Genomic DNA, 25,794 nt, shown 5'->3' on the forward strand with positions numbered 1-25,794 from the left:
AAAGGGAATAGCAGCCATGCGCTACGAAAAGGGCCGGAAGGACGCCTCGCGCGGACGGATCATGGAAGTCGCGGCCGACCGCTTCCGGGGTGACGGCATCGCCGCCTCCGGACTGGCGACCATCATGAGCGACGCCGGGCTGACCAACGGCGCCTTCTACCCGCATTTCCAGTCCAAGGCGGAGCTGGTGCGTGAAAGCGTGGCGGCGGCCATGGAGCTTCAGGCGCGGCAATTGGCGGACGCACTGGCCTCGGGTGGCCCCGAGGTGGCCATGGAAGCGTATCTGTCGGCTGAGCACCGGGACAATCCGGGGCAAGGCTGCGCGTCCGCCGCGCTGTTGCCGGAGTTGGCGCGTCAGCCGCCGGAAACACGCGCGGTCTACACCGAGCGCTTGCTGACCCTGGCGCGGCAGCTGGCCGCAGCAGTTCCACAGGTCAAGGATCCGGAAGGCACGGCGCTGGCTGTCTTTGCGACGCTCATCGGCACGCTGCAACTGGCCCGCGCCGTCCAAGGGACGGACCTGTCGGACCGCATCCTCGCGGCGGGGAAAGATGCCGCGCGGACGCTGATGCGGCAACGCTAACGCGGCGCGCCATCAGCCAAGTTGGTTACGCGAAGGGCGTGTTCAGGCGGATTGAGCACGCAACGCCCCGGTGATCATGATCGCCGACCGCTGCGCCGATTTCATTCTGGACGGATAATTCGACGTTCAATCCTTCCCACTCGCCACCCTCCATGGCGATTAGCCTGCTGTCCGTGGTGCCGGTCCTGGTGCTATGCCAGCTCGCGCAGCGCCTCATCGTCGGCGCGCTGGCGCGAAAGCAGAGGTCATGAGCACAGTCATCGTTGTCGGCCATGTCAATCACGACCAGGTCTGGTCGCTGTCATCGCCCCTCGCCTCGGGCTCGCGCATCACCTACTCCGATCGTGTTGTCAGGCTTGGCGGCGGCGGCTTCCACACCGGCACCCAGCTGGCGAAGCTCGGCAACGACGTCCGGCTGATCAGCAACCTGATGGACGACGGCCACGGCCGGGCAGCACTCGCCACATTGCAGGCGGCGGGCATCGATACCGGCTACGTCACCCTGTGGCCGGGTGAAACCCGGTTCACCGAAATCCTGCTCGAGCCGAACGGCGAGCGCACGATTTTGAACACCGGCGGCCAGCTGCGCCCTCCCTTCGCCGCACCGGAGCCTGTCAGCGGCGACGCCGCCTATCTCAACGCCCTGATGCTCGACGCCGGCCTGGTCGCCTCGCTGCGGACGATCCCGCTTGTCCTCTCGCAGTTTCCGCTGCGCGACGCCTCGCCGCGCCCGGCCGACATCGTCATCGGATCGCGCGCCGATTTTCCCGGCGAGGAGACGCACCACGTCTGGGAGCGGGCATCACGGATTGCCGGGCCGCGCCTGAGGACACTGGTGCTGACCGATGGAATGCGCCCGATCTCGCTCTATGACGGCAAGGCGCTCAAGCACGTCACGCCGCTGAAGCAGGTTCGCGTGCCCGACACGATCGGCGCCGGCGACTGTTTTACGGGAATCTTCCTGCACGGCCTGCTGCAGGGGTTGATCCCTGAGCTTGCCGCCGAACAGGCCAGCCAGCAAACCGCCGAATGGCTGCTGGAACGATCCCGTACCAGCTGAGGCAGATGCTCCGGCAAGGTCGGCTTTCATGAAAATGTCATAAAAATCAAATGGAAACCGGCATTCGGGTGAACTAGAAAACATGTCCTGGAGAGATCGTGATCGAGACGCCGGCAAGCCGGCGCATCATCGCCATGATCGGCGTCTTCCATCGCCCCAACGATGTCGCCGACCTTGTCGCCCGCGAAATCCACCTTGAAATCGCTGCCTTGCGAGAGACATGACATGTGGCTGAGTGAATTCGAAATCGTCCTGCGCGACCGCATCATCCCGAACGGCGCCGTCAGGATCGAGGACGGCCGGATCGCCGAAATCCGCGACAGGCCTGTCGAGCATGCCGACATCAAGGGTGGCGGCCGCCTGCTGCTGCCCGGCTTCATCGACATGCATGGCGACATGGTGGAGAGGGAAGTCGAGCCGCGCATCGGCGTCCACGTGCCGATGCGGATCGGCATTGCCGAGCTCGACAAGAAGCTCGCTTCCTGCGGCATCACCACGGCCTATGCCGCGCTTTCCTTCATCGGCACCAGCGTCACCAGCGGCGTGCTGCGCTCCGAAGGCCACACGACAGAGATCATAGACACCATTGCCGGGATGAAGGACCATTTGCTGGTCGACCACCGCATCCATGCGCGCTTCGAGGTGACCTTCGCCCCGGCTATTCCCGCGCTGCAGACGCTGATGGACGCCGGCAGGCTGCATTTGATCTCGCTGATGGACCACACGCCCGGACAGGGACAGTACCGCGATGTCGAGCTCTACATCGCCCGCATCGCCAAGGAGCGCGGCATGTCGGTTGCCGAGGCGTCCGAGGTCGTCGGCAAGCGCATGGCGGGCCGCAACGGCCAGGGCGATGTGCTGAACGCGCTGCAGGACCTGTCGGCGCGTGCCGAGGCCGCCGGCATCGTGCTCGCCTCACATGACGACGACACGCTGGAAAAGGTGGAGCTGGTCCACGGCCTGGGTGCAGCGCTCTCGGAATTCCCGGTGACGCTGGAAGCGGCGCGGGAAGCCCGCAGGCTCGGCATGCACACCGCCATGGGCGCGCCCAATGCGCTGCGCGGCGAGTCCTATTCCGGCAATCTCTCCGCCCGGCAGGCTTATCAGGCCGGGCTGCTCGACATGCTGGCCAGCGACTATCACCCGGCCTCCATCCTGCCGGCCGTGCTTGGCCTTTCGGAACTGCGTGGCGATGGCCTCGCCGCCGCGGCCGCGCTGACGAGCGCCAACCCGGCCAACGCCCTGGGGCTCGCCGATCGCGGCGCCATCGAACCCGGGCTTCTGGCTGATCTCGTGGTGGCCGACCGCCATCCCGTGCCACGCGTGCGCGCCACCTTCCGCGCCGGCCGCATGATTTACGGCGACGGCACGCTTGACCTGGCGGGCAAGGCGGAACGCCTTGTCCCCGCCATGGCAGCACGGCTACCGGCCGCCTCCCGGGAAACCGCGTAGCGCTTTCCCTGGGGAATTGCGTCTGGACCAAGCGTTGGGGCAGTTCGCCGTGAAACGGTGAATTGCTCTAAACGTCGAGCACGACCATCATGCCGCGCACCTCGGCCATTTCCAGCAGCATGTCCTGCAGGGTTTCGATGGTCAGCGCCGCGCCGGTTATGTCCGGCAGTTCCGCAATACTCTCTTTCATGGAAATGACCGCGACACCGGTTTTCTCGGAAAGCAGCCGTCCGATGGCCGCGCGGATCAAGGCGTTCTGGTCAGGCATGATTCCCCTTTCATGCTGGATGACGTTATAAGTTTTCTCCAAAGGTATGCTTTTTTGCACAACCTCTGCGAGCTTTAGCTTGCGCTTGCAAGCCGTTTTGGTGTGTCTGATCTCCATTATTTGTCAGACCGTTGCTCAGCGACGACAGCCGACGGCAACGCCCATAGGTTGCCGTCAGCTTCCAGGGCGGCAAGCAGGGCCAACGGCACTTCGTGCCGGCTGAGCCCGATCAATGCCCTGCCGCCAACCGTTGCCAGCAACTCCGTGGATCTGTCGAAATGGAATACGTGCCTGTCGGCTCGTTCAGGATCTCAAAACGGTCCAATGCAAACCCTCACCGTCCCCCAGGAGCCTTGTAACGCACGCGCCCATCGGAGGTTGCATGAAGATTGAAGTTTTTTGCCGCCGGCTCGTGACGAAAAGCTTCGCGCCGATTGGCTCTTGCCGAAGCCAGCGGCCTCGCTCATCCATGGTGCGCAGACAACAGCCTGGAACCAGTGATGACCGATGCCAGCCTTCATCTCGTCGAAGCGACGATCGACCAACTGCGCCGCGCGCTCGATGAAGGCACCCTCACCAGCGTCGACCTGGTCGCGGCGTATCTCAGGCGCATCGCGCATTTCGACCGGCACGGCATCAGCCTCAACGCCGTCCCGGTGCTCAATCCTGATATGTTCGAGGAGGCCGCGGCTTCCGACCGGCGCCGCCGCGATGGTGCTGTGCTCGGGCCGCTCGACGGCATCCCCTACACCGCCAAGGACAGCTACAAGGTCAAAGGCCTGACGGTCGCCGCCGGCTCGCCGGCTTTCGAGCATCTCGTCGCCAATGAGGACGCCTTCACCATCGCCCGGCTGCGCGCCGGCGGCGCGGTGCTGATCGGTCTCACCAACATGCCGCCCATGGCCAATGGCGGCATGCAGCGCGGCGTCTATGGCCGCGCCGAAAGCCCCTACAATGCCGACTACCTGACCGCCGCCTTCGCCTCGGGCTCGTCCAATGGCTCGGGCACAGCAACGGCCGCCAGCTTCTGCGCCTTCGGGCTCGGCGAGGAGACATGGTCATCCGGCCGCGCGCCGGCTACCAACAACGCGCTGGTCGCCTATACGCCGTCGCGCGGCGTCATCTCGGTGCGTGGCAACTGGCCGCTGGTGCCGACCATGGATGTCGTGGTGCCGCACACGCGGACCATGCCCGACATGCTGGAGCTGCTTGACATCATTGTTGCCGACGATCCCGAGACGCGCGGCGATTTCTGGCGCGCGCAGCCCTGGGTCGAACTGCCGAAAAGTTCTCGGACGAGGCCGCAACGCTATACGGATCTCGCGCTTGCAGGATCGCTGAAAGGCAAACGTCTCGGCGTGCCCCGCATGTATATCGGCAGCGACAGCGAGGCGGATAGACCGATCGAGACCCGGGCCTCGGTGCTGGCGCTGTGGGAACAGGCGGCGGCTGATCTCAAGCGGCTTGGCGCCGAAGTGGTGGAGGTGGATTTTCCCGTCGTCTCCAATTACGAGCGCGACCGCCCCGGCGCCCGCAGCATGGTCGAGCGCGGGCTGGTGCCGCCGGACTTCGCCGACCGTGAAATCTGGGACCTCTGCATCTGGGGCTGGGACGATTTCCTGCGCGCCAATGCTGATCCTGCCCTGCCCGATCTCGCTTCGGTCGATGGCCCGAAAATCTTCCCGCAGCCGCCGGGCACACTGCCCGACCGCTACGAAGGCGGCTTCGACCTTGCGGACTATGTCGAGCGGGCCAAATCCGGCGTCATGCCCTTCAGGGATATCCCGACGCTTGAAGAGGGCCTGAAGGGGCTGGAGGCAACAAGGCGCATCGATTTCGAGGATTGGTTGGACGCGCACGGCATCGACGCCGTGGTGCTGCCCGCCGCCGCCGATGTCGGCCCGGCCGACGCCGACATCAACCAGGCTTCGGCTGATCTCGCCTGGCGCAACGGCACTTGGGTTGCCAACGGCAATCTGGTCTGGCGCCACTTCGGCATCCCGACCGTAACCGTGCCGATGGGCACGATGGCCGATATCGGCATGCCGGTCGGCCTGACCTTCGCCGGCAAGGCCTATGACGACGAAAGCCTGCTGCGCATGGCCGGCGATTTCGAGCGCGCCACCCAGCGCCGCACCAGCCCGCCACGGACGCCAGAGCTGGCCGATGATGTGTTTTCGGGCCGACCCACCCAACCCGCCAAAGCACCTCCGCTAGCAATCGCGCTTGCCGCCGAGACGCGGGCTTCCGACGATCAGGACGAGATCACCATCACCATCACGCTCGATCTGCCCGGCGACGCAGAGGCGGAGAACGCCAGCATCAAAGTCCACGTCAATGGAGAGCCCGTCGCGCTGCAACGCAGCGGCGCGCGTTTCAGCGGCCGTGCGCTGGTTCCGGCCGCCGAGCATCAGCGCTTCCACAGCGTCTGGCGCGGCTCGTATGGCTCGATCGTGACGGCGGTGGCGCGGTTGCAGGATGGGCGCACGGCTGGCGGCTATGTGGTTACGGGCGGGATTGGGTGAACGAAGCGGAAAAGCCAACACCCACCGTCGAGTTCCGCCAAGCCCCCCTCTGTCCTGCCGGACATCTCCCCCACAAGGGGGGAGATTGGAGCTTCGGCGCCGGCTCTCTTCCTGCCACGTCAAAGGTTGGCGAAGGCCGTGATGACAGCCGATCTCCCTCCTCGTGGGGGAGATGTCCGGCAGGACAGAGGGGGGCGCCGTAGAGCGCCAACATTGCCGCTACCCCCGCGCAGCCCACACCAACCCGCGCTCCACAATCAGCGCCATCTCAGGCACCGCGAACTCGTCCGCCGTGTGCCCAAGCGAGCTGTAAAACACCTTCCCCGCGCCATATCTCCGCTTCCACACCACCGGCATTACAACCCCATCAATGCCCGGAAAATGCGCGTCGCTGAACGTCGTCGTCGCCAGCACTTCGTTGCTCGGATCGACATGCATGTAATACTGCTCCGACCGGTAGGCGAAATCGCTGATGCCTCTAGTGATCGGGTCGTCCGGTTGTGTGATCACCACGCGATAGTCGATGATGTTGCCGGGATGCGCGACCCACTGGCCGCCGGTCATGAATTGATAGTCCGGCTCGTTGCGGAAACTGTCACCCATCGTGCCGTGAAAGCCGCCCAGCCCGCTTCCCGCGCGCACCGCGGCAGTCAGGTTCTGCAGCTCGGCCTTCTCGATCGTCGACATGGTGATGACAGGCACGATGAGATCGAAGGACGACAATTCCGGATCGGCGAACAGCGCCGTGCCCTGGCCCAGCGTGACATCGAACCCGTTGCGCTCAAGCAGAGCGCGGATGACGTCGGCGCTGCGCTCGGGCGTGTGGCCTTCCCAACCACCCCAGGCAATCAAAGCCTTCTTCGCCATGCCGTGAACCTCCTTAATCGCCGCCGCGATCGATGGTTACATGGCAGGGCCGTCAGCGCCAGCCCAGGGCCGGCGCGACATGGGTCAGGATCGCCTCGATGACATGGGCGTTGTAGTCGACGCCGAGCTGGTTGGGCACGGTGAGCAGCAACGTGTCGGCCTCGGCGATCGCCTCGTCCTGCGCCAATTCCTTGATCAGCACATCCGGCTCGGCGGCGTAGCTGCGGCCGAAGATCGCCCGCGTATTCTCCTCGATAAAGCCGATCTGGTCGCGGCTTTCATTGCCACGGCCGAAATAGGCGCGGTCGCGCTCATCGACCAGCGCGAAGATGCTGCGGCTGACCGAGACGCGCGGCTCGCGCTCGTGCCCGGCCGCTTTCCACGCCTCGCGGTAGATCCGGATCTGTTCGGCCTGCTGGATGTGGAACGGCTTGCCGCTCTCGTCGAACTTCAGCGTCGAGCTCTGCAAATTCATGCCAAGTTTCGCCGCCCATTCCGAAGTGGCGTTGGTCGCGGCACCCCACCAGATGCGCTCGTGCAGGCCTTCCGAATGCGGCTCGAGCCGGAGCAGGCCGGGCGGGTTGGGGAACATCGGCCGTGGATTGGGCTGGGCGAACCCCTCGCCGCGCAGCGTATCGAGAAAAACCTCGGCATGGTGCCGCGCCATGTCGGCGTCGCTTTTGCCTTCCTGCGGCTGGTAGCCGAAATAGCGCCAGCCATCGATCACCTGCTCGGGCGAACCGCGGCTGATGCCGAGCTGCAGCCGCCCGCCGGCGATGATGTCGGCGGCCCCGGCATCCTCGGCCATGTAGAGCGGATTCTCGTAGCGCATGTCGATGACCGCCGTGCCGATCTCGATGCGGCTGGTCTTGGCGCCGACCGCCGCCAGCAGCGGGAACGGCGAAGCGAGCTGGCGGGCGAAATGGTGCACGCGGAAATAGGCGCCGTCGGCGCCGAGCTGCTCAGCCGCGACGGCGAGATCGATGGATTGCAGCAGCGCGTCGGATGCCGAGCGCACTTGCGATTGCGACGAGGGGGTCCAATGCCCGAATGACAGGAAACCGATTTTTTTCATGGCCCTGAAGTATATGCGAGCGGCACTTGCTTCAATGCCAAAACGGCGGGGTTACACACCGTCACCTCAGGCCATACTCTGGGGTTGAACGCCGTGGAGGGTGGAATGCTGAAGGGGACGCGAATCGTCGAGATCGAGGCGCTCGGGCCGGCGCCCTTCGCCGGCATGCTGCTCGCCGATCTCGGCGCCAATGTCATCGTCGTCCACCGCAAGCAGGCGCCCGTGCCGGGCCTGCCCGAACACTCGCTGCTCGATCGCGGCAAGCGCTCCATCGCGCTCGACCTCGGGGATGCCGGGGACGTCGCCCTGCTGATGCGCCTCGTCGCCACCGCCGACGGCCTGATCGAGGGATTCCGGCCCGGCGTCATGGAGCGTCTCGGCCTCGGCCCGGAGGCCTGCCTGGCGGTCAATCCAAGGCTGGTCTATGGCCGCATGACCGGCTGGGGCCAGGACGGCCCCCTCGCCCGCACCGCTGGCCATGATTTGAACTATACCGGCGTATCCGGCGCGCTCTGGTACGCCTCCCTGCCGGGCGAGCCGCCCATGGCGCCGCCGACGCTCACCGGCGACATAGGCGGCGGCGCGCTCTATCTGGTGATCGGTATGCTCGCCAGCATCATGAGCGCGCGTGCCGGCGGCCAAGGCACCGTGGTCGACGCGGCCATCGTCGACGGCTCGGCCCACATGATGAACCTGCTGATGGCGGTCGGCCAGTCCGGCGCGCTCGTCGCCGAACGCGGCAGAAGCCTTCTCGACGGACCGCATTGGTGCCGCGTCTACCGCACAGCCGATGGCGGTTTCATCAGCGTCCAGTGCCTCGAGCCGAAATTCTACGCGCTGTTCCTCGACAGGCTCGGCCTCGCCGCCGATCCGCAATTCGCCAGGCAGTTCGACCGCGATCTCTGGCCGGAGCTCGGCAGCCGGCTGGCGGCGATCTTTGCCGCAAGACCGCGCGATCAATGGACCGGCCTGTTCGAAGGCTCCGACGCCTGCGTCTCCCCGGTGCTCAGCCCGTGGGAGGCGGCACGGCACCCGCACATGGCCGCGCGCGGTTCCTGGCTGACGGTGGACGGCGTCCTGCAGGCCGCCGCTGCTCCACGCTTTTCCGGATGGGCGCAAAAGACGCCGGGCAGAAGTCCAGCGCGCGGCGAACACGACGCCGAGATTCTTGCCGCGCTCGCGAACCCCTGGGCGTTCTGATCCGCTGGCCGGCCAAGCCACCAGGCCGGCCCCATCAAATATTGCTGAACTAGACCTGCTCCGATGGCGCTCTGGCTGCGAAACCGGCTAGAAGTGGTAGCTACCATTGCATATAATTAAATCAACTTGATTTGTTTTTATCGTAAAGTTCGTTGGTAACGTTCCCATGATCTCCAGGAAAGCCGTCTCCGGCACCAATCTCGAACAGGCCAAGTCGCACAACCGCCGGGTGGTGATCGAGGCGATCCGTACCAACGGCGCCTTGTCACGCGCGGCGATCGCGCGGCTGACCGCGCTCAGCACCCAGACCATTTCCAACATCGTCGAGGAACTCGAGACGGCTGAGCTGCTGCGCGCCGAGGCGACGCTCAAAGGCGCGCGCGGCCAGCCGGCAGTGCCCTATTCGATCAACCCCGATGGCGGTTACTCGATCGGCCTGCAGCTCGACCATCAGCTGGCGGTTGGCGTCATCACCGATCTCTCAGGCACGGTGCGGGCGCGTATCGAGCACCCCGTCGACCGCCCGACCCCGGCGCAGGCGATGCCGCTGCTTGCCGCGATTGCCGGCGACCTGATGCGCAAGTTTCGCTTCGACCGCCAGCGCCTGTTCGGCATCGGCGTGGCGATGCCGGGCCCCTTCGACGTCGAAGGCATGACCTCGGTCGGGCCAACCGCCCTGCCCGGCTGGCAGGATTTTCCGGTCGCCGACGAGCTCCAGCGGCTGACCGGCATTGCGGTGACGGTCGAGAACGACGCCACCGCCGCCGCCATCGGCGAGCGGCTCTATGGCGTTGCCCGCAACCTCGGCAGCTTCGTCTATCTGTTCATCGGCACCGGCCTGGGCGCTGGCCTGTTCCTTGACGGCCATCTCTACAAAGGCAGCCGCCACAATGCCGGCGAGATCGGCCACATGATCGTCAGGCCTGGCGGCCTGTCCTGCGGCTGCGGCAAGCGCGGCTGCCTGGAACGCTACGTATCGCTGCGGGCCGCCTATGATCGGCTCGACCTGCCTGACCCCGACCATGCCTCGCCCGATGTGCTGGAGGAACTGTTGGCGCAAGGAGACGATCGCCTCGAAGCCTGGATTGCAGATGCCGTCGATCCGCTGCGCCAGGCGATCGACGTGCTGGAACTGGCGCTCGATCCCGAAACCGTTGTGGTGGGTGGCTTCATGCCATTGCCGGTGATCGAGGCCCTCGTCGCCCGGCTCGAACCGCTGCATCTTTCGGTCAGTTCGACCAGAGCGCGGTCCACACCGCGCGTGGTGGTCGGCGCCGCCGGCAAGGACACCTCCGTGCTCGGCGCCGCCGCGCTGCCGATCTTTTCGGAGACCAACCCCCAGTTCGACGTGCTGCAGAAGCCACTCGGCTGATCCGCCGGGCCATTCCATGAAAAGCGGGGCACGGTCCTCCGCCTGGGCGCTATGGCAACCCGTAGAGAACGGGCATCAATCCAGCGAGCGCCTTGAACCGCTCCCAGGATTTGCGCTGCGGCTGCGTCCAGCCGGTTTCGGCAAGCGCCGAGAGGCGCGGAAACACCAGCCGGTCGAAGACGGCGCGGTCGGTCATCGGTTCCGACCAGATGCAGCATTGCACGCCGAGGAAATGTTTCTTCTGCGCCTCGCTCCAGCCTTGCACCGGATCGAAGCCGTAGAGTTTCTCGGGCGACGACCAGCCGGCCCAGGCGGCGCCCGGTTCCGACCATTCCTGGCTGTTGGCCATGTCGAGATAATAGACCTGTCCCGGATTGACGACCATGTCGTAGCCTTCGCCGGCAAGGGCTGCCGAAACCTCGACATTGCGCCAGCCATTCAGGTAGCACTTCGTCTTATCGATGACATTGCCGTGCGCGGCTTCTTCCCAGCCGCCGGTGATGCAGCCCCGCGATGCCAGGAAGGTTTGGATCCGCTTGAGGAACTGCGCCTGCAGCACCGCTGCCCCCGAGCCTTCGATCTCATCGGCGCCATGCGTGTTGGTGACCACGCCAAGCCGCCTGGCATGCGACTGCGCCACCGCCTCGCCGCCGATCTCGGCAAGCCGGTGCAGCGCCTGCGGCGAACCCGACCAGGCGCCGATCGGCACCTCGTCGGCGCCGACATGAATGATCTTCGAGGGAAACAATTCGATAAGTTCGTCGAAGATCGTCTCCAGCACGCGGTAGGTTTCCTCGCGCGCCGGGTTGAGGCAGTTGTTGGGAAATCCCTGCACGGAAAAATACTCGCCATGCTCGCCGGGATCGCGCAGCCCGGGCAGCCCTTGCAGCATGGCGTAGCAGTGGCCGGGCACGTCGATCTCCGGCACCACCTCGATGCCGAGGCGGCAGGCCAGCGCGACGATGTCGCGGATGACCGGCTTGGTGTAATAGCCGCCGGACTTCTGCGGGCCCGAGCCCAGCAGCGGCGGGACCGGCAGGCCGTGACCACGCCAGGCGCCGATTTCGGTCAGTTGGGGATAGGCCGATATCTCGACCCGCCAGGCTTCGTCGTCCGACAGGTGCCAATGGAAACGGTTGAGCTTGTTCCAGGCCAGAAGCCTGAGGAATTTTTCGATTTCTGCCGAGGCGTAGAATTGCCGCGCCGCGTCGAGATGGCAGCCGCGCCAGCCAAGTGAGGGTTCGTCGCGGATTTCGCCGGCCGCCGGAAAGCGGAAGGTGCCGGGATGTTGTCCGGCGCCGCGCAGGATCTGTCCAAGCGTGATCAGCCCGTAGAGAAACCCCGTGCTCGTGGCCGCTGAAACCGTCGCGGCATCGGTGGAAAAGGTGATGGCATAGGCTTCCGGCGCGAAGCCGTCCCCTGGCGACATGATGACGGGGAAGCCGCCTTCCGCCGCCGGGCGAACGATCCCCTCGACGGGGAACAGGCTTGCGGTGAGGTCGGCAAAGGCCGTCGTTGCGGCGGTGGCCTCTTTGCCCTGCGGCCTCGGGTCGAGACCCGCGGGCGCCGGCATCGCGCCCGACACCTCGACCTTGCCTGGCCAGGGGATGACCGAAATCGAAACCGGCGCCACGGCGGGCACCGGATAGGGTTCGGCGCCGCGCCTGCGCACCGCATTGTCGCCGGTTGCCTTCGTCGGCTCGACCGAGATGCTCTGCGTGTTGCCGTCGGCGAGCACGAGATAGGCGCTGGTGGCGCCGTCGGTCCAGTGGCGCAGCGGATAGCTCAGGCCCCGCGCCGTCACCGTCCAGGCAGCGCCCGGCTCGAGCACGAAGCCGTCCGGCGGCGCGAACGCGGCATGGTTGGACATCCGCTCGGTCAGCACACCGCCTTCAACCGTCGCGGCGGGATCGATCCGGCCCGGGCCGCTGATGCAGAGCCGGAAGTCTCGCAGTGGCTGGTGCGAAGCGTTGGTGAGTTTCAGCGAATAGGCCAGTTTCTGGCCGTCGCCCGGAGGCGTCCAGAAACTTTCCAGCCGCAGGGCAAGTGTCTCGGTCATGGCAATCTCGTGAGGTGAAAGGGTCAGGTCTTCAGCAGGCCGGCATAGATGCCGGGCTCCGAATTGGGGATCGGCGTCGCACCCACGGTGCATTCGTAGAACTCGGACGGGCCGACATCGCCGATGATGGCGTAGGCATAGCCCATCGTCTTCAGGTCGAGCAGGGAGGCAAGCAGCAGCGCATGGCCGATGCCCTGGCCGCGCGCGGCCTCGTCGACACCTGTCGGGCCGAAGAAGCCACGGGCGATCGATTCATGGCAGGCAAAGCCCACGAGCTCCCCTGCCCGCGTCGCCAGGAAACAGGCCGGCGGCTGGCGCATGAAGGAGACGGCGGTTTCTCCCGCCCAGCCGGCACTGAAAGTCCGCCGCACCCAGCCCGTCACCAGTTCGTATTCCGGCGCCAGCGCCCGGCGGACGGTGACACCAGTCTCGGCCAGGCGCTGGTCGAGCGCCGGATCGGGTCCAAGCAGGGAAAGATTGACCAGATAGTCCATTCCAAAGATCCTGTTACGAAACCGCGCCGAGCGCACGGACGAAATGGTCCGAAGCCACCTGCTCCACGTCAGCCGAGGCCGGGCGTGATAGCCGCCGCACCTCCTCGGCATGGTTGAGGAAGCGGGCGCTGTCGCCCGGCACGAAAGGCCGGTCCGGATCGGGCACCGCCGAAAGCAGGAGCTGCGTGTAGGGGTGGCGCGGGTCGGCGATTACGGCTGACGTCGCGCCCCACTCCACCATCTGCCCGGCGAACATGACGATGATCTCCTCCGCCACGTGGGCGRCAGTGGCGATGTCGTGGGTGATGTAGAGCAGCGCCAGGTTCTTCTCGCGCTTGATACGGGCGAGCAGTTCCAGGATACCGAGCCGGATCGAGACGTCGAGCATCGAGGTCGGCTCGTCGGCAACCAGCACGTCCGGCTGCACGGCGAGCGCTCTGGCAATGTTGACGCGTTGGCGCTGGCCACCCGACAGCTCGTGCGGAAACTTGTGCGCCGTCAGCTCCGGATCAAGGCCGACATCGGCAAGTAGGTCCATCACGCCCTTGGTCAACGCTGCCTTGCCCCTGGCATGGCCGTGCAAAGCGAGCGGTCGGGCCAGGTGATGATGCACGGTGAACACCGGATTGAGCGAGGCGAACGGATCCTGGAACACCATCTGCACGGCGCGGCGGTAGGCCCGCTCCTCGTCGCCTGTCCCGGCTCGCGTCGCGTCGCGGCCACGAAAGGACAGCGTGCCCGCGGTCGGATGGTCCATGCGCGCGATGATGCGCGCGCACGTCGTCTTGCCGCAGCCGGATTCGCCGACCAGGGCGAGTGCCCGGCCGGGCCGCAGCGACAACGAGATGCCGCGCAGCGCCTGCACAAGGCCGAAGCTGCGTTCGATCGCGTTGAGCGCGATCACCGGCTCGGCGAGCACCGAGGGCAGCGCGTTCATGCCAGCGCCTCGCGCGCCCGCGCCGGCAGTTGCGGGATCGCGCCCCAGAGCTTGCGTGTGTATTCGTGCACCGGGGCATGGCTCACCTGACGGACATCGCCCACCTCGACCAGTTCGCCCTTCAGCATCACGCCGATGCGATGACAGAGCTGCGCCATCAGATGCAGATCGTGGGTGATGAACAGCACCGAGAAGCCGAGCGCGCGCTGCAGGTCGATCACCTGTTCGAGGATCTCGCGCTGCACCACCACGTCGAGCGCCGTCGTCGGCTCGTCCATGATGATCAGCTCGGGCTCCAACGCCAGGCAAATGGCGATCACGATCCGCTGGCGCATGCCGCCGCTGAACTGGTGCGGATAGTCGGAAAGCCGGTTCGCCGGGATGCCGACCAGCTTGAACATCGCCTCGGCGCGGGCCCGCGACTGCTCCCGGATGGCGCCATTGTGCCGCCGCAGCACGTCGTGGAACTGCGCTTCCACCCGCATTAGCGGGTTGAGCGAATTCATTGCGCTCTGGAACACCATGCCGATGCGGCTCCAGCGCACCTTCTGCATTGCCGGCTCAGCGAGCTTCAACAGATCCTGGCCGTCGAGCAGGATCTCGCCGCCCGCTACCCAGGCCGGCGCCTTGGCCAGCCTGGTGATGGCATAGGCGATGGTGCTCTTGCCGCAGCCGGATTCGCCGGCGAGCCCGAACAGTTCCGAGCGGCCGATGTCGAACGAGACGTTCTTCACCGCGCGGAAGGCGCCCTTGTCGGTGAGATAGTCGACGCTGAGGTCGCGGACTTGCAGCAGGGGTCCGCTCACCGTGCGGTCTCCAGTTCACGCTTGCGCAGCCGTGTCAGCCGCAGCCATCGCGACAGCGCCGGCCCTGAGCGCAGCTGCGGGTTGGCGATCTCGTCGAAGGTGAAGTTGAGCAAGGCCAGCCCGAGCCCGACCAGCGCGATGCCGAGCGCCGGCGCGCCGATATCCCACCAGGCGCCGACGATGATCGCCGAGGAATTCTGCGCATTGTAGAGCATGGTGCCCCAGGTGACGTTGAGCGGATCGCCGAAGCCCAGATATTCGAGCGTCGTCTGCGCCACGATCGCATAGATGATCGAGCCGACAATGTTGATGCCGATCAGCGGCACGAGGTTGGGCAGGATCTCGACGAAGATGATGCGCCATGAAGGCTCGCCGACCATGCGTGCCGCGGTGATGAATTCACGGTTGCGCAACGCCATGGTCTGCGCGCGCGTCATGCGCGCGCCCCACGGCCAGGATGTCAGCGCGATGATCGTCATGATCGCCAACGGGCCGACCGTTCCGGCGAAGGAGGCAAGCAGGATCAGCAGCGGAATGTTGGGTATGACCAGCACCGCATTGGTGGCGAGATCGAGCGTTCCATCGATGCGGCCGCCGAAATAGCCTGATATGAGGCCGATTACCGTGCCGATCGCGGTGATGGCGAGGCCGGTGGCAAAGCCCACGGCAAGCGACGGCCGCGCACCCCAGACGAACTGGCTGTAGACGTCGCGGCCCATCTTCGTGGTGCCGAAATAATGCGAGACCGTCGGCGGCTGGTGCGAGCGCCCGACGCGCGCGGCCGGATCGGTCGGCGCCAGGATCGGAGCGAAAATCGCCATCAAGGCAAGGGATGCAATGATGATGAAGCCGGCCACCGCCTTCCTCTGGCGGAACAGGAGTTGCAGCCCGAACCTCATGCGCGCTCCTCCCTGATGCGCGGGTCGACGACACCATAGATGATGTCGACCAGCAGATTGGCGCCAAGCGTGGCCAATGTCATCAACAGAAGCTGGCCCTGGATGACGGGATAGTCGCGCGCCACGCTCGCGGTGAACAGTGTCAGCCCGAGCCCGGGATAGTTGAAGACGATCTCGGTGACGATCGAGCCGCCGAAGACCGCGCCCAGCATCAGCGCCAGATTGGTCAGAACCGGCAGCATTGCGTTGCGCGCCGCGTATGAGAACATCACCGCCGTTTCCGACAGGCCCTTGGCGCGGCCCATGGTGACGTAGTCCTCGCCGAGCACCGAGATCATCGAGGAGCGCATCGTGGTCTGGAACTCGCCGATCATATACGGCGAGAGCGTCAGCACTGGCATGATGGCGTGCCAGAACACGCTGCCGAGGAAGGTGAAGTTGAAACCGGGATCGAGATCCGGATTATAGGCGTAGCCGACTGGGAACCAGCGCAGCGTCACACCGAAGGTGAACAGCGTGGCCAAGGCGATGATGACCGGCGGGATCGCGATCAGCACGACAGAAAACGGCGAGACGAACGCATCGAAACGTCCGCCCCGCCGCCAGGCTGCCACCGCGCCGAGGGAGACACCGACGCAGAGGGAAAAGACGATGGCGCAGGTGACCAGAAGTGCTGTCCAGCCGGCCGAGCGGGCGAGCACCTGGGTGACCGTCTGCGGATAGTATTTTACCGAGACGCCGAGGTCGAAGGTCGCCAGCCCCTTGATATAGTCGACGAACTGCAACCAGACAGGCTGCTCGACGGCGCCGAAGCGGGCCTTGATCGCCTCGACCGCCGCCGGTGTCGCGCGCGGACCGAGCTGCGCGATCATCGAGTCCACCGGACTCCCAGGCATCAGCCTGGGAAGGGTGAAGTTGACGATGATCGCAAACAGGAAGGCGACGAAGTAGACACCCAGCCGCCTTAGTGGAATCCGCATCGCGATTACCTGCCGGCCGGGTTACTGAGCGGGCTTCAGGCGCAGCAGATGCATCAACCGCATGCGGTTGTTGTCGTGGTTCTCCGGGTTCATCACCGGCTCGTCCTTGGTCACCCAGCCGGTGAAGCGCTTGCTTGAATACTGGTACCATGTCGGGCCGTTGAACACCGGAACGACCGGAAAGTCGTCGGCGATGATCATCTGCACCTGGTCGAACAGCTTCTTGCGCTCCTCATCCGTGGTCGCCTTGCGGTAGGCGTCGAACACCTTGTCGAGTTCAGGATTGGAGTAGCGCGAGTCCGCGTGGACGATGCGCCCGGCGAATGCCGTCGACAGCGTCTGGTAGTAGCCGCGGAACGGTGTCGGCCCATCGGGGCGCGAGTTCATGACGGCGTCGAACGACCCGTCCAGGAGTTGCTTCTGCCACTGCTCATATTCCGGCGTGGCGACGGAGGCATTGACGCCGATCTTGCGCAAGCCTTCGGTGGCGATCTGCACGGCGTCGATCCAGTCGGTCCAGCCGTTCGGCACGATAATGACGAAGGCAATCGGTTGGCCCTTCGGCGTGGTGCGGAAACCGTCGGCGCCCTTCTTGTAGCCGGCATCGTCAAGCACCTTGTTGGCCTTGTCGATGTCGTAGGTCATCCAGACATCCTTGTCGCCCTCGGCGGCCTTGTTGCGCCAGGAGTCGAAGCGCGGCGGCAGGCCGCTGGCATGCAGATTGACCACGGGATAGCCGAAGCCGGCAATGTCGACCATCGAGGTGCGGTCCATGGCGAGGCTGAAGGCGTGACGGAAATTGATGTCGTTGAACGCTTCAAAATTGCCCGGCTTGTTGGTCTTCAGATTCATCTCGTAAGCGATGGTCTCGGCCGGCGGCTGCCAGTAACCATTGTGATCCTTGTCGAGCGCGACATAGGTCTTGTCGATCTCCGGCAGGAACGAGCCGATCCAGTCCATTTCGCCTTGCGGCAGCAGCGCCAGCATCTGGTCATTACCGGAGATCTGCGGCAGTTTCAGGCAGTCGACATGCAAGTCGGCTGCGTCCCAGTAATTCGGGTTGCGGCACTGCTCATAGACCTGCGGCGTGAAGCGGCGGATCTCGGTCATCGGCCCCGAGCCGACCGGCTTCTCGTTCTTGAAGGCGAGCGGGTCCTTGATATCCTTCCAGATGTGCTCGGGCACGACGGGAAAATCGGCCAGCGATTCCGGGAAGTGGGTGTCGACGCCCTTGAGGTCGATCTTGACCTCGGTCGGTGACGGCGCCTCGACCGAAGCCACGCTTTCACCTACGCCGACGATGTCGACGGCCGGGTTCTTGAGCATCAGTTCGAGCGTGTATTTCATGTCGGCCGAGGTCAGCGGCTGACCGTCGGACCATTTGACGCCGTCGCGCAGCGTGTAGGTGATCGACTTCAGATCGTCGGAGAATTTATAGCCCGTCGCCAGCCGGAAGATCGGCTTGCCGCTGTCATAATCGTTGAAGATGACCAGCGGCTCGTAGACGAAATCCATCGTGCTCTGGCGCCGCCCGCCGAGATCGAACGGGTTGAAGTTCTGCACCCAGCTCGTCTGTTCCTCGATATGCATGGCGAGCACGGATTCGGCGGCCGCGGGCCGCGTCACGCAGACAAAGGCCGATGAAACCGCCACCGCGCCAGCAAGCGCGAACAGCAGCCGGCGGCTGATCGCGCCGCCCGCGAAAGCGGCCGCACGCATTGAACCCTGCACCTCTGGTGATTGTACGAGACCCAGCATCTTTCTCCTCCCTGAGCAGACTGGTCATGATGTAAATCAAATTGATTTAATCGCAGGCCAATGCGGGCGTCAACCCTTGTCCCTGACATCCGCACAGGGTCGCGCCACTGCAGCCGCCCGAAGGCCTGGCCACCGTCGCAAGACAGCCTGCGCCTCCTGAATGCGTCCCACCGCGCCGGTGGACGCCGCCACTGTGTCCGTAAGTCTTCGTGAGGAGATCGGCCTATGTGCGCCGAAAGCAGATCAGCCGATCATTTCCCGCAATGATGGTCGTTGATCTTGTTCAAAGCATTCGCATCCGGCCCGACCCGGTCGTAGGAACACGCGCCCGCGGCTGTCGTGAACAGTTGCTGGTCGTAGTAGCGCGGACCGCCGAAGAGGAAGCCGATGAGATCGTCATCGGCGGGAACATAGCGTTCCGGCTCGGCCTGATGGTGGCGATGCTTGCTCCCGGCGGATGCCGACGCGGACATGCCACAGGCCATCGCCACGGCAAGAGCGCAGATCGCAAACCGTTTCGTCGTCATCGGCAACACCCTCCTGGCCATTCGCATGTCCTATATAGGCAAAATCGGCAGGCGAAACAAAGGTTCCCTGCCCGTGCGCGTCACCGCACCGCCACACCCCTCAGTCGGTCTGGATCCAGACCGACTTCGTCTCCAGATACTCGTGCAGATGTTCGAGGCCGCCCTCGCGGCCGTAGCCGGACATCTTCGTGCCGCCGAACGGCACGGCAGGGTCGATGGCATGGTACATGTTGACCCACACCGAGCCGGCCTTGATGCGGCGCGCCAGCTTGTGCGCGGTGCCGAGATGGCTGGTGAAGACACCGGCCGCCAGCCCATAGGGCGTCGCATTGGCGCGCGTGACCGCCTCGTCCAGCGTGTCGAAGGGCATGGCGGAAATGACCGGCCCGAAAATCTCCTCGCGCGCGATGGTCATCTTGTCGGACACCGCGCCGAAGACGGTCGGCGCGATGAAATTGCCACCATCGTAGAGTTCGCCCGTCAGCCGCGATCCGCCGGCGACCAGTTCCGCGCCCTCGTCGTTGCCGGCCTTGATGTAGCCCTCCACCTTGCCGGCCTGCCTGGCATTGATCAGCGGCCCGATTTCGGTCTCCGCCTCGATGCCGTGGCCGATGCGCAGCCTGCCGGCGAATTCGGCGACCCGGCGCACGAATTCGTCGTGGATTTCGCGCGCCACGAACAGCCGCGAACCGGCAATGCAGATCTGGCCCGAATGCACGAACACCGCCATTGCCGCGACCGGAACCGCCTTGTCGATGTCGGCGTCGCGGCAGACGATGATCGGTGACTTGCCGCCGAGCTCCAGCGACACGCGCTTGAGATTGGTGACCCCTGCCCGCGCGATCGCCTGCCCTGTCAGCGTCGAGCCGGTGAAGACGATCTTGTTGACGTCGGGATGTTCGGCGAGCCGCGCGCCGGCCTCCGCCCCTGTGCCGGTGACGATGTTGACGACGCCGTCGGGCACGCCGGCCTCCTGCATCAGCCGCGCGATCAGAAGCGGCGTCAGCGACGCTTCCTCGGAAGGTTTCAGCACGATGGTGCAGCCCGTGGCGAGCGCCGGGGCGATCTTCCAGATCGAGGCGGCTGTCGGCGCGTTCCAGGGAATGATCGCGCCGACGACGCCGACCGGCTCGCGCCTTGTGAAGGAGACGATCTCGCCGGGAATGGAATTGTCGATCGCCTCGCCATGCAGCGCCGTCGCCATGCCGCCATAGAAGCGCAGCATGCCGATGACACGGCGCCGGTTGGCCAGCGTGCGGGTGATCGGCAGCCCCATGTCGAGCGTGTCGGAAACGCTGAGCTCTTCCCAATGCGTCTCGAACAGATCGGCGATGCGCAACAGCACGCATTGCCGCTCATAGGGCGAGAATTTCGACCACGGCCCCTCGAAGGCCCCGCGTGCGGCGGCCACCGCCGCGTCGACATCGGCCGCCCCGCCGCGCGGCACCGTCGCCAGCACCTCGCCCGTCGCCGGGTTCAGCGCCTGCATCACCTCACCGGACTGCGCCGCGACCCACTTGCCGGCGATGAACATCGGCCGGAATTCGCCGTGGTAGAGCGTCGTGGCCTTCGCCCTCGGGTCGAAGCTCAGCGTCATCTCTTCCTCCTCACGAACTCCGCCGCGACTATTACTCCCGGCGCGGTCGACCTCAACAAGGAAAGGTGAGCTTGGGCTTCATGCCGGACGTCGAGCACGGCAAGCGTCGCCCAGCGGGGGTTTCGAAAGCCGGTGTCAGGCATCCGTCGCACCGCGAAAGAAGGATGGTTCAGTCGAAGAAGCCCGCATCCTCTTCGCTGAGATACTTCCTGGCGGCTTCGGCGTCGATATCGAGCCCCAGGCCAGGCGCTTCCAGCAGGTCCACCATGCTGTCCCTGACGATCTGCGCCGGCAGGCCGATCACCAGATCCTCCCACCACGGGTCCGAGGCGCTCGGATATTCGAACGCCACGTAATTGGCCGGCAAGGTGGCGCAGACGTTGATCAGCGCGCCAAGGCCGAGCAGGCCGTTCGCGGTGCCGTGCGGCGCCATCAGGATCGAGTGCATATAGGCATGCTCGGCGACCCATTTGAGCTCGGCGATGCCGCCGATATCCGCCGGATCGGGACCGATGACCCGGACCGCCTGCGTCTCGATCAGTTCCTTGAAATTGTGCCTGAGGTAGATCTGCTCGCCGGTATGGATCGGCGTCGATGTGGAGGTGGTCAGCTCGCGATAGGCCTGCGGATTGACCCACGGCACATAGTCGCCGGTCAGCATGTCCTCGAGCCACATCAAATTGTACTTCTCGACCGCGCGGGCGAACTTGATCGCATCGGGCAGCATCCAGCCCGGGCCGCAGTCGAGCGCCAGGCTGACCTTGTCGCCCAGCACTTCCTTCATCGCGATCACACAGTCGAGCATGTGATTGAAACCGCGCTCGCTGATCACGCCCTGATCCATGGCGCCGTGATAGCCGGCCTTCTTCTGCGTCACGCCGTAATGGAAGCCCTCGACGGTGTCCTTCATGTTGGAGTGGAACGAGATTCCCTGCTTGACCATGAAGAAGTTCTGCGGCTGCTCCATCATCCATTTGACGTCGGCGGCGTAATCCTCCGGCCGGTCGCCGGCGCGCTTCCGGCGGATCGAGCCGTTGTAGACGCGCACCTTGTCGCGTACCTTGCCGCCAAGCAGCTTGTAGACCGGCACGCCCGCCGCCTTGCCGGCGATGTCCCATAAGGCATGCTCGATGGCGGAGACGGCGGCGCCATAGGGCTTGAACGAGCCGCGCTGGCGGATCTTCAGCATCACCCGCTCGACGTCGGTCGGGTCCTCGCCGATCAGCGCCTCGCGGAAATGCAGCACAAAGGGCTTGAGGTAGGTCTTGGTGAACTCGACCTCGCCAAGGCCATAGAGGCCCTCATCGGTCACGATGCGGACGATGGGGTGCTTGCCGATGACGGCGCAGCGCAGGTCGGTGATCTTCATGGCGCAGCCCTATTTCACGGACGAGAAAGCTGTCGGCGTGAGCAGCTGGCTGCTGATATTGGCAACGATCTGCCCGTCGCGCTCAGACTCCTCCCGGGCCTTGTGCCATACCGGATCGGTGACGAAAGCCGCCCATTTCGCCTCACGCTCGGCCAGCGATTGCCAGGCGAGGAAATAGGTGAGGCGATTGCTGTTTTCGCCGATCGCCGTGGTGAAAAACCCGGCCTGGCGGATGCCATGCCTCTCCCAGATGGCCAGCGTTTGCTCGGAAAAGCGCTTGAGCAAAGCCGGCAGCCTGCCCGGCAGGCAGTCATAGATACGCAATTCGTAGATCATGGTTTCGTCCGTTTCTTTCTTCGCCTGGGAGAGGTCGACACGAATGGTCGGTCGTTGGCCCTGTGATCCATGGGGGAATGATGGCAGGTGGTCTGGGCTAACTCCAAGTCCGGTCCCAGCTATATTCATTGTCCCAGTGCTCGGTGGATTGCCATATCCCCGTGACACCGGGCTGCAGATGCTGGCTGATCACCTCGTCGACCACATCGTCTATGCCCAGCCCCGGTTTGTCGGGCACTGTGATGAAGCCGTCCTTGACGAGCGGCTTGGGCAGGCCGGTGACGATGTCGTCCCACCAGTCGACATCGGCGGAGTGGTATTCGAGCGCCATGAAGTTTTCGGTTGCGGTGGCGACATGCGCGGCGGCCATGGCGGCGATCGGACTTTCGGCCATATGGATGGCCATGGCGACGCCGTGGTCTTGCGCCATGTCGCCGATCTTCTTGGTCTCCAGGATGCCGCCGCTGGTGAGCAGGTCCGGATGGATGACGGAGAGGCCGCCGCTCTCGAGCAGGGGCTCGAATCCTTCCTTGAGATAGATATCCTCGCCGGTGCAGATCGGCACCGTGGTGGCCTGCTGCAGCTGCCGGTACTGCTCGGTATATTGCCAGGGGATCACATCCTCCAGCCAGGCAGGCACATATTTCTCGATGCGGCGCGACAGGCGTATGCCGTCCTGCAGCGAAATGTGGCCGACATGGTCGATGGCGAGCGGAATCTCGTATCCGATCACCTCGCGGACCTCGTGGATATACTGCTCGAGCAGGTCGATCCCCTTTTCGGTGAAATGCAGGCCCGTGAACGGGTGCTGCACGTTCTGCGCGTCATAGGCGAGATTGCGGGCCTTGCGCTCCTCCAGCGTGCCGCCACGGCCGCGCGGGTTGGCATGAAACCCTTCGAGCGCGCCGGCGGGCGCGGCCACGGCGCCCGGGACATGGGCGATCTGCATCAAGCCCAAATCCATCTTGAGGAAGGTGAAACCGCGCTCCATGCGCTGCTTGAGGCGCTTTCCGGTTTCCGTACCGCTCGGTTTCTCGGCATCGGTATCGCAATAGACGCGCACCTGATCGCGGAACTTGCCGCCGAGCATCTGGTAGACGGGAACGCCATAGGCCTTGCCGGCGAGATCCCACAGCGCGATCTCGACCGCCGACACGCCGCCGCCTTGCCGGCCATGGCCGCCGAACTGCTTGATGCGGCGAAACAGGCGATCGATGTCGCAAGGGTTCTCGCCAAGCAGCCGGCTTTTCAGCATCAGCGCATAGGTGGCGCTGGCGCCGTCACGCACCTCGCCAAGCCCGACAATGCCCTGGTTGGTATAGATCTTGAGCAGCGCCGAGGTGAATGGCGCGCCGACGATTTCGGCCACCCGCATGTCGGTGATGCGAAGGTCGGATGGCCTGGAATTGGCGTTGACCCGATTGAGAGCCTCGCCGGCTCCTCCCGTCTTTGGCATGACTTGTCCTCGTTCTGGTTGGAAGCTTGTCGCTCCCCGAGCGGCGGCCAGCATCGAGCCTGGCTAACTCAGCTCGATCTCATGGGCTTGCAGGTAATCGCGGTTCATCTCGACACCGAGACCAGGCTTCGACGTCAGCTTGAGGCTGCCGTTCGAAACATCGAGCGGTCTGTCGATGAGATGATCGTATTTGCCCAGGTTCCACTCCGACGTTTCGAGCTTGTAGAAGTTCGGAACGGTCATCATCACCTGCGTCCCCGCGACCACGTTGATCGGCCCGGCGGCGTCATGCGGCGAGACCGGGATGTAGTAGGCCTCGCACAGGGCGGAAATCTTCTTCAGTTCGGTAATGCCGCCGGTCCAGGTGACGTCAGGCATGATGTAGTCGGCGAGCTTGTTCTCGAGCACCGGTACGAAATCCCATTTCGTGTGGCCGCGCTCGCCCCAGGAGATCGGGGCGCTGACCTTGTCGCGCACCTGCTTGAGGGCGTTGAGGCTTTCGGGCGGACAGGGCTCCTCGAACCAGTCGATCTGGCCGGCTTCCTCGAGGCTGCGGCAGAGGCGAATGGCGGTGGGAACGTCGAAGCGGCCATGCGCATCGATGAGGATGTCGACGTCGGGACCCGCCGTTTCGCGGATCAGGGCCGTGAGTTCGGCCGCTTCGCGCTCGTCCTTGCGGGTCATGCCGCCATCGAGATAGCCGTCCCGCTGTTCACGCGACATGCCGTCCGAGGTGCGGCCCTGGTGGGGGAACGGATCGAATTTGAGCCCGGTGTGCCCGGATTCGACAATATCGCGAATTTCGCGGACCACGGCCTCCTTGCTGGTGAATTTGGCCTGGTTGGGATGGGTGTAGAGCGCGATTTCATCGCGCACCGGGCCGCCCAGCAGTTCGTAGATCGGCTTGCCTAGGACTTTGCCGCGGATATCCCAGAGCGCTATGTCGATGGCGCTCACGCATTCGACGGCGGCGCCGCGGCTGCCCATATAGGTGAAGCTGCGGAAAATCTTGTGCCACAGGTGCTCGATGCGCGCCGGATCCTCGCCGGTCACGGCGGCGCCGATCTGCCGCAGGATCGTGCAGAGCGCACGGTTGGCCAGCTTTGTCGTGGTTGTGATCTCGCCCCAGCCACTCACGCCTTCGTCTGTCGTCACTTCGACGAACAGGTACTCTCCCCAGTAAGATGCATCGGATTTGATCAGCCACGGCCGAATGCTCGTGATTTTCATCTCTTGACTACCCTTGTCTGGAATGAACCGAAGAGCGGTGTTCCGGGCCAGTTGTTCTACCCTGCCCGGGCGGCGTTGCGCGCGCGCATGTGTTCGAGGACATGCCGTCCGGAACCCTCGACATGGCGTGCGATGAGTTCGGCTGCCTCGTCGGCATTTCCCGCCTTCACATGAGCGATGAGCTCGCGGTGCTCGCGAATGATCGCGGCACGCCGGGCGAGTGTGAAATTGAAGCGCCGGCTCACGGCTCGCAGCACCTCGCGATGCTTCCACCAAAGCTCGGCGGCATGGCGGTTGTAGTGCCGCTGGTACATCACGGTGTGGAAGGCGGTGTCCAGCTCGCTGTGCCTGAACGTGTCGGCAAAGTTGTTCTCTTCGATCAGGCCTTGAAGACGTTCGAGTTCGGCGATGTCCTCGTCGGTTGCCATGTTCACGAACCATCGCGTCAGGGCCGGCTCGATGAGGACGCCGATCTCGTAGATATCCCGGACAAAATCCTGGTCTATGGGCCGCACGCGCGCCCCGCGGTTTGGGAGAAAGGTGACAAAGCCTTCCCCGCGCAACAGTTGCAGGGCCTCGCGCACGGGATTGGTCGAGGTGCCGTGGCGCCGGGCCAGATCGGTCACCACAAGCCGCTCGTTGGCGGCGAGCCGCCCCTCGATGATGTCCTCCCTGATCAGCTCATAAAGCGAGGCGCCCTCGCTCGACGCGCCGAGAGGATCGATCCCCTCGGGTGGCTCTGCTTTGAATTCCCGCGTTTCGGCCAAGGCCGCCCCCTTCCATGAATACACGCCTTTCTCGATATCACGCACGATTTCCATAAACAATGTACGATTTGTTGCGTTGACAGCCAATCTGCGATCTGAAAACGTATAAAGTGCTCGAAGGGATACATTTGAGGAGATGTCCCCAGCCGACGAGTAAAGCCCGCTCGCCTCGATAAG

24 protein-coding genes are annotated in these 25,794 nt (G+C 64.7%); 7 read left to right on the plus strand and 17 right to left on the minus strand.

What is annotated here, in order from left to right; all coding sequences use genetic code 11:
• Positions 1-16 precede the first annotated feature (16 nt).
• The 4 genes from AC1DPX_RS14020 to AC1DPX_RS14035 all read left to right on the plus strand — a co-directional run bounded on the left by AC1DPX_RS14020 (position 17) and on the right by AC1DPX_RS14035 (position 3,095).
• Complete coding sequence (locus AC1DPX_RS14020; protein ID WP_202358504.1) at positions 17-583, plus strand: TetR/AcrR family transcriptional regulator; 567 nt, start codon at positions 17-19, stop codon at positions 581-583.
• Between the two features lie 247 nt (positions 584-830).
• Positions 831-1,643, plus strand: a complete 813-nt coding sequence (locus AC1DPX_RS14025) for a PfkB family carbohydrate kinase (protein WP_477237380.1) — start codon at positions 831-833, stop codon at positions 1,641-1,643.
• Positions 1,644-1,741: 98 nt separating this feature from the next.
• The gene (locus AC1DPX_RS14030; protein ID WP_274609327.1) at positions 1,742-1,867 is read left to right on the plus strand and encodes a hypothetical protein; all 126 of its coding nucleotides are present in this window, start codon (positions 1,742-1,744) and stop codon (positions 1,865-1,867) included.
• A gap of 1 nt (position 1,868) precedes the next feature.
• Entirely contained in the window at positions 1,869-3,095 is a 1,227-nt protein-coding gene (locus AC1DPX_RS14035) for an alpha-D-ribose 1-methylphosphonate 5-triphosphate diphosphatase (protein ID WP_477237382.1), read from the plus strand.
• 67 nt (positions 3,096-3,162) lie between these two features.
• On the opposite strand, the gene AC1DPX_RS14040 is transcribed toward AC1DPX_RS14035, so the two are convergent.
• On the minus strand, positions 3,163-3,480 hold the full coding sequence (locus AC1DPX_RS14040; protein ID WP_477237384.1) for a hypothetical protein: 318 nt from the start codon (positions 3,478-3,480) through the stop codon (positions 3,163-3,165).
• A 383-nt stretch (positions 3,481-3,863) separates the two neighbouring features.
• Between AC1DPX_RS14040 and AC1DPX_RS14045 the strand changes: the two genes are divergently transcribed.
• Entirely contained in the window at positions 3,864-5,888 is a 2,025-nt protein-coding gene (locus tag AC1DPX_RS14045; RefSeq protein WP_477237386.1) for an amidase, read from the plus strand.
• A 219-nt stretch (positions 5,889-6,107) separates the two neighbouring features.
• Here AC1DPX_RS14045 and AC1DPX_RS14050 read toward each other — a convergent pair whose 3' ends face one another.
• Both AC1DPX_RS14050 and AC1DPX_RS14055 read right to left on the minus strand, forming a co-directional pair.
• On the minus strand, positions 6,108-6,755 hold the full coding sequence (locus tag AC1DPX_RS14050; RefSeq protein WP_477237388.1) for a ThuA domain-containing protein: 648 nt from the start codon (positions 6,753-6,755) through the stop codon (positions 6,108-6,110).
• Positions 6,756-6,807: 52 nt separating this feature from the next.
• A complete protein-coding gene (locus tag AC1DPX_RS14055; RefSeq protein WP_477237390.1) occupies positions 6,808-7,830 on the minus strand; it encodes an LLM class flavin-dependent oxidoreductase in 1,023 nt (340 codons plus the stop codon).
• A 105-nt stretch (positions 7,831-7,935) separates the two neighbouring features.
• Between AC1DPX_RS14055 and AC1DPX_RS14060 the strand changes: the two genes are divergently transcribed.
• Entirely contained in the window at positions 7,936-9,030 is a 1,095-nt protein-coding gene (locus AC1DPX_RS14060) for a CaiB/BaiF CoA transferase family protein (RefSeq protein ID WP_477237392.1), read from the plus strand.
• Between the two features lie 166 nt (positions 9,031-9,196).
• The gene (locus AC1DPX_RS14065) at positions 9,197-10,402 is read left to right on the plus strand and encodes an ROK family transcriptional regulator (RefSeq protein WP_477237394.1); all 1,206 of its coding nucleotides are present in this window, start codon (positions 9,197-9,199) and stop codon (positions 10,400-10,402) included.
• A gap of 49 nt (positions 10,403-10,451) precedes the next feature.
• On the opposite strand, the gene AC1DPX_RS14070 is transcribed toward AC1DPX_RS14065, so the two are convergent.
• The 14 genes from AC1DPX_RS14070 to AC1DPX_RS14135 form a co-directional block, all read right to left on the minus strand.
• A complete protein-coding gene (locus AC1DPX_RS14070) occupies positions 10,452-12,461 on the minus strand; it encodes a beta-N-acetylhexosaminidase (RefSeq protein WP_477237396.1) in 2,010 nt (669 codons plus the stop codon).
• Positions 12,462-12,484: 23 nt separating this feature from the next.
• The gene (locus AC1DPX_RS14075; protein WP_477237398.1) at positions 12,485-12,955 is read right to left on the minus strand and encodes a GNAT family N-acetyltransferase; all 471 of its coding nucleotides are present in this window, start codon (positions 12,953-12,955) and stop codon (positions 12,485-12,487) included.
• Positions 12,956-12,968: 13 nt separating this feature from the next.
• Positions 12,969-13,892, minus strand: a complete 924-nt coding sequence (locus AC1DPX_RS14080; RefSeq protein WP_477237400.1) for an ABC transporter ATP-binding protein — start codon at positions 13,890-13,892, stop codon at positions 12,969-12,971.
• Positions 13,889-14,698 carry an ABC transporter ATP-binding protein gene (locus tag AC1DPX_RS14085; protein ID WP_477237402.1) on the minus strand — a complete coding sequence of 270 codons (810 nt, stop codon included), beginning with the start codon at positions 14,696-14,698 and terminating at the stop codon, positions 13,889-13,891. Before AC1DPX_RS14085 ends, AC1DPX_RS14080 begins: the two co-directional genes overlap by 4 nt.
• Positions 14,695-15,597 (minus strand): ABC transporter permease, encoded by a 903-nt coding sequence (locus AC1DPX_RS14090; RefSeq protein WP_477237404.1) that lies wholly within the window; start codon positions 15,595-15,597, stop codon positions 14,695-14,697. The genes AC1DPX_RS14085 and AC1DPX_RS14090 overlap by 4 nt, the downstream gene beginning before the upstream one ends.
• A complete protein-coding gene (locus AC1DPX_RS14095; RefSeq protein ID WP_477237406.1) occupies positions 15,594-16,577 on the minus strand; it encodes an ABC transporter permease in 984 nt (327 codons plus the stop codon). The genes AC1DPX_RS14090 and AC1DPX_RS14095 overlap by 4 nt, the downstream gene beginning before the upstream one ends.
• Before the next feature lie 21 nt (positions 16,578-16,598).
• Entirely contained in the window at positions 16,599-18,296 is a 1,698-nt protein-coding gene (locus AC1DPX_RS14100) for an ABC transporter substrate-binding protein (protein WP_202359339.1), read from the minus strand.
• 290 nt (positions 18,297-18,586) lie between these two features.
• Positions 18,587-18,862 (minus strand): hypothetical protein, encoded by a 276-nt coding sequence (locus AC1DPX_RS14105; protein WP_202359338.1) that lies wholly within the window; start codon positions 18,860-18,862, stop codon positions 18,587-18,589.
• Between the two features lie 100 nt (positions 18,863-18,962).
• A complete protein-coding gene (locus tag AC1DPX_RS14110; protein WP_477237408.1) occupies positions 18,963-20,459 on the minus strand; it encodes an aldehyde dehydrogenase family protein in 1,497 nt (498 codons plus the stop codon).
• Between the two features lie 169 nt (positions 20,460-20,628).
• Positions 20,629-21,828: a mandelate racemase/muconate lactonizing enzyme family protein gene (locus tag AC1DPX_RS14115; protein ID WP_202358488.1), complete on the minus strand. Its 1,200-nt coding sequence runs from the start codon at positions 21,826-21,828 to the stop codon at positions 20,629-20,631.
• Positions 21,829-21,837: 9 nt separating this feature from the next.
• Positions 21,838-22,164 (minus strand): NIPSNAP family protein, encoded by a 327-nt coding sequence (locus tag AC1DPX_RS14120; RefSeq protein ID WP_202358487.1) that lies wholly within the window; start codon positions 22,162-22,164, stop codon positions 21,838-21,840.
• Positions 22,165-22,261: 97 nt separating this feature from the next.
• A complete protein-coding gene (locus AC1DPX_RS14125; protein ID WP_477237410.1) occupies positions 22,262-23,620 on the minus strand; it encodes a mandelate racemase/muconate lactonizing enzyme family protein in 1,359 nt (452 codons plus the stop codon).
• Positions 23,621-23,683: 63 nt separating this feature from the next.
• On the minus strand, positions 23,684-24,850 hold the full coding sequence (locus tag AC1DPX_RS14130) for a mandelate racemase/muconate lactonizing enzyme family protein (RefSeq protein WP_477237413.1): 1,167 nt from the start codon (positions 24,848-24,850) through the stop codon (positions 23,684-23,686).
• A gap of 56 nt (positions 24,851-24,906) precedes the next feature.
• Positions 24,907-25,617, minus strand: coding sequence for a GntR family transcriptional regulator (locus tag AC1DPX_RS14135; RefSeq protein WP_096455061.1), 711 nt, complete (start codon positions 25,615-25,617; stop codon positions 24,907-24,909).
• Between the last annotated feature and the right edge of the window lie 177 nt (positions 25,618-25,794).

Source organism: Mesorhizobium sp. 01N446 (assembly GCF_056399285.1).

What these genes read in the sequence shown, in the direction of transcription:
- AC1DPX_RS14025 (WP_477237380.1), top strand. Translation starts at nt 831, where the DNA reads ATGAGCACAGTCATCGTTGTCGGCCATGTCAATCACGACCAGGTCTGG.
- AC1DPX_RS14090 (WP_477237404.1), bottom strand. Translation starts at nt 15,597, where the DNA reads ATGAGGTTCGGGCTGCAACTCCTGTTCCGCCAGAGGAAGGCGGTGGCC.
- AC1DPX_RS14120 (WP_202358487.1), bottom strand. Translation starts at nt 22,164, where the DNA reads ATGATCTACGAATTGCGTATCTATGACTGCCTGCCGGGCAGGCTGCCG.
- AC1DPX_RS14055 (WP_477237390.1), bottom strand. Translation starts at nt 7,830, where the DNA reads ATGAAAAAAATCGGTTTCCTGTCATTCGGGCATTGGACCCCCTCGTCG.
- AC1DPX_RS14105 (WP_202359338.1), bottom strand. Translation starts at nt 18,862, where the DNA reads ATGACGACGAAACGGTTTGCGATCTGCGCTCTTGCCGTGGCGATGGCC.
- AC1DPX_RS14020 (WP_202358504.1), top strand. Translation starts at nt 17, where the DNA reads ATGCGCTACGAAAAGGGCCGGAAGGACGCCTCGCGCGGACGGATCATG.
- AC1DPX_RS14050 (WP_477237388.1), bottom strand. Translation starts at nt 6,755, where the DNA reads ATGGCGAAGAAGGCTTTGATTGCCTGGGGTGGTTGGGAAGGCCACACG.
- AC1DPX_RS14110 (WP_477237408.1), bottom strand. Translation starts at nt 20,459, where the DNA reads ATGACGCTGAGCTTCGACCCGAGGGCGAAGGCCACGACGCTCTACCAC.
- AC1DPX_RS14070 (WP_477237396.1), bottom strand. Translation starts at nt 12,461, where the DNA reads ATGACCGAGACACTTGCCCTGCGGCTGGAAAGTTTCTGGACGCCTCCG.
- AC1DPX_RS14075 (WP_477237398.1), bottom strand. Translation starts at nt 12,955, where the DNA reads ATGGACTATCTGGTCAATCTTTCCCTGCTTGGACCCGATCCGGCGCTC.
- AC1DPX_RS14130 (WP_477237413.1), bottom strand. Translation starts at nt 24,850, where the DNA reads ATGAAAATCACGAGCATTCGGCCGTGGCTGATCAAATCCGATGCATCT.
- AC1DPX_RS14115 (WP_202358488.1), bottom strand. Translation starts at nt 21,828, where the DNA reads ATGAAGATCACCGACCTGCGCTGCGCCGTCATCGGCAAGCACCCCATC.
- AC1DPX_RS14040 (WP_477237384.1), bottom strand. Translation starts at nt 3,480, where the DNA reads ATGGAGATCAGACACACCAAAACGGCTTGCAAGCGCAAGCTAAAGCTC.
- AC1DPX_RS14095 (WP_477237406.1), bottom strand. Translation starts at nt 16,577, where the DNA reads ATGCGGATTCCACTAAGGCGGCTGGGTGTCTACTTCGTCGCCTTCCTG.
- AC1DPX_RS14060 (WP_477237392.1), top strand. Translation starts at nt 7,936, where the DNA reads ATGCTGAAGGGGACGCGAATCGTCGAGATCGAGGCGCTCGGGCCGGCG.
- AC1DPX_RS14065 (WP_477237394.1), top strand. Translation starts at nt 9,197, where the DNA reads ATGATCTCCAGGAAAGCCGTCTCCGGCACCAATCTCGAACAGGCCAAG.
- AC1DPX_RS14045 (WP_477237386.1), top strand. Translation starts at nt 3,864, where the DNA reads ATGACCGATGCCAGCCTTCATCTCGTCGAAGCGACGATCGACCAACTG.
- AC1DPX_RS14035 (WP_477237382.1), top strand. Translation starts at nt 1,869, where the DNA reads ATGTGGCTGAGTGAATTCGAAATCGTCCTGCGCGACCGCATCATCCCG.
- AC1DPX_RS14100 (WP_202359339.1), bottom strand. Translation starts at nt 18,296, where the DNA reads ATGCGTGCGGCCGCTTTCGCGGGCGGCGCGATCAGCCGCCGGCTGCTG.
- AC1DPX_RS14125 (WP_477237410.1), bottom strand. Translation starts at nt 23,620, where the DNA reads ATGCCAAAGACGGGAGGAGCCGGCGAGGCTCTCAATCGGGTCAACGCC.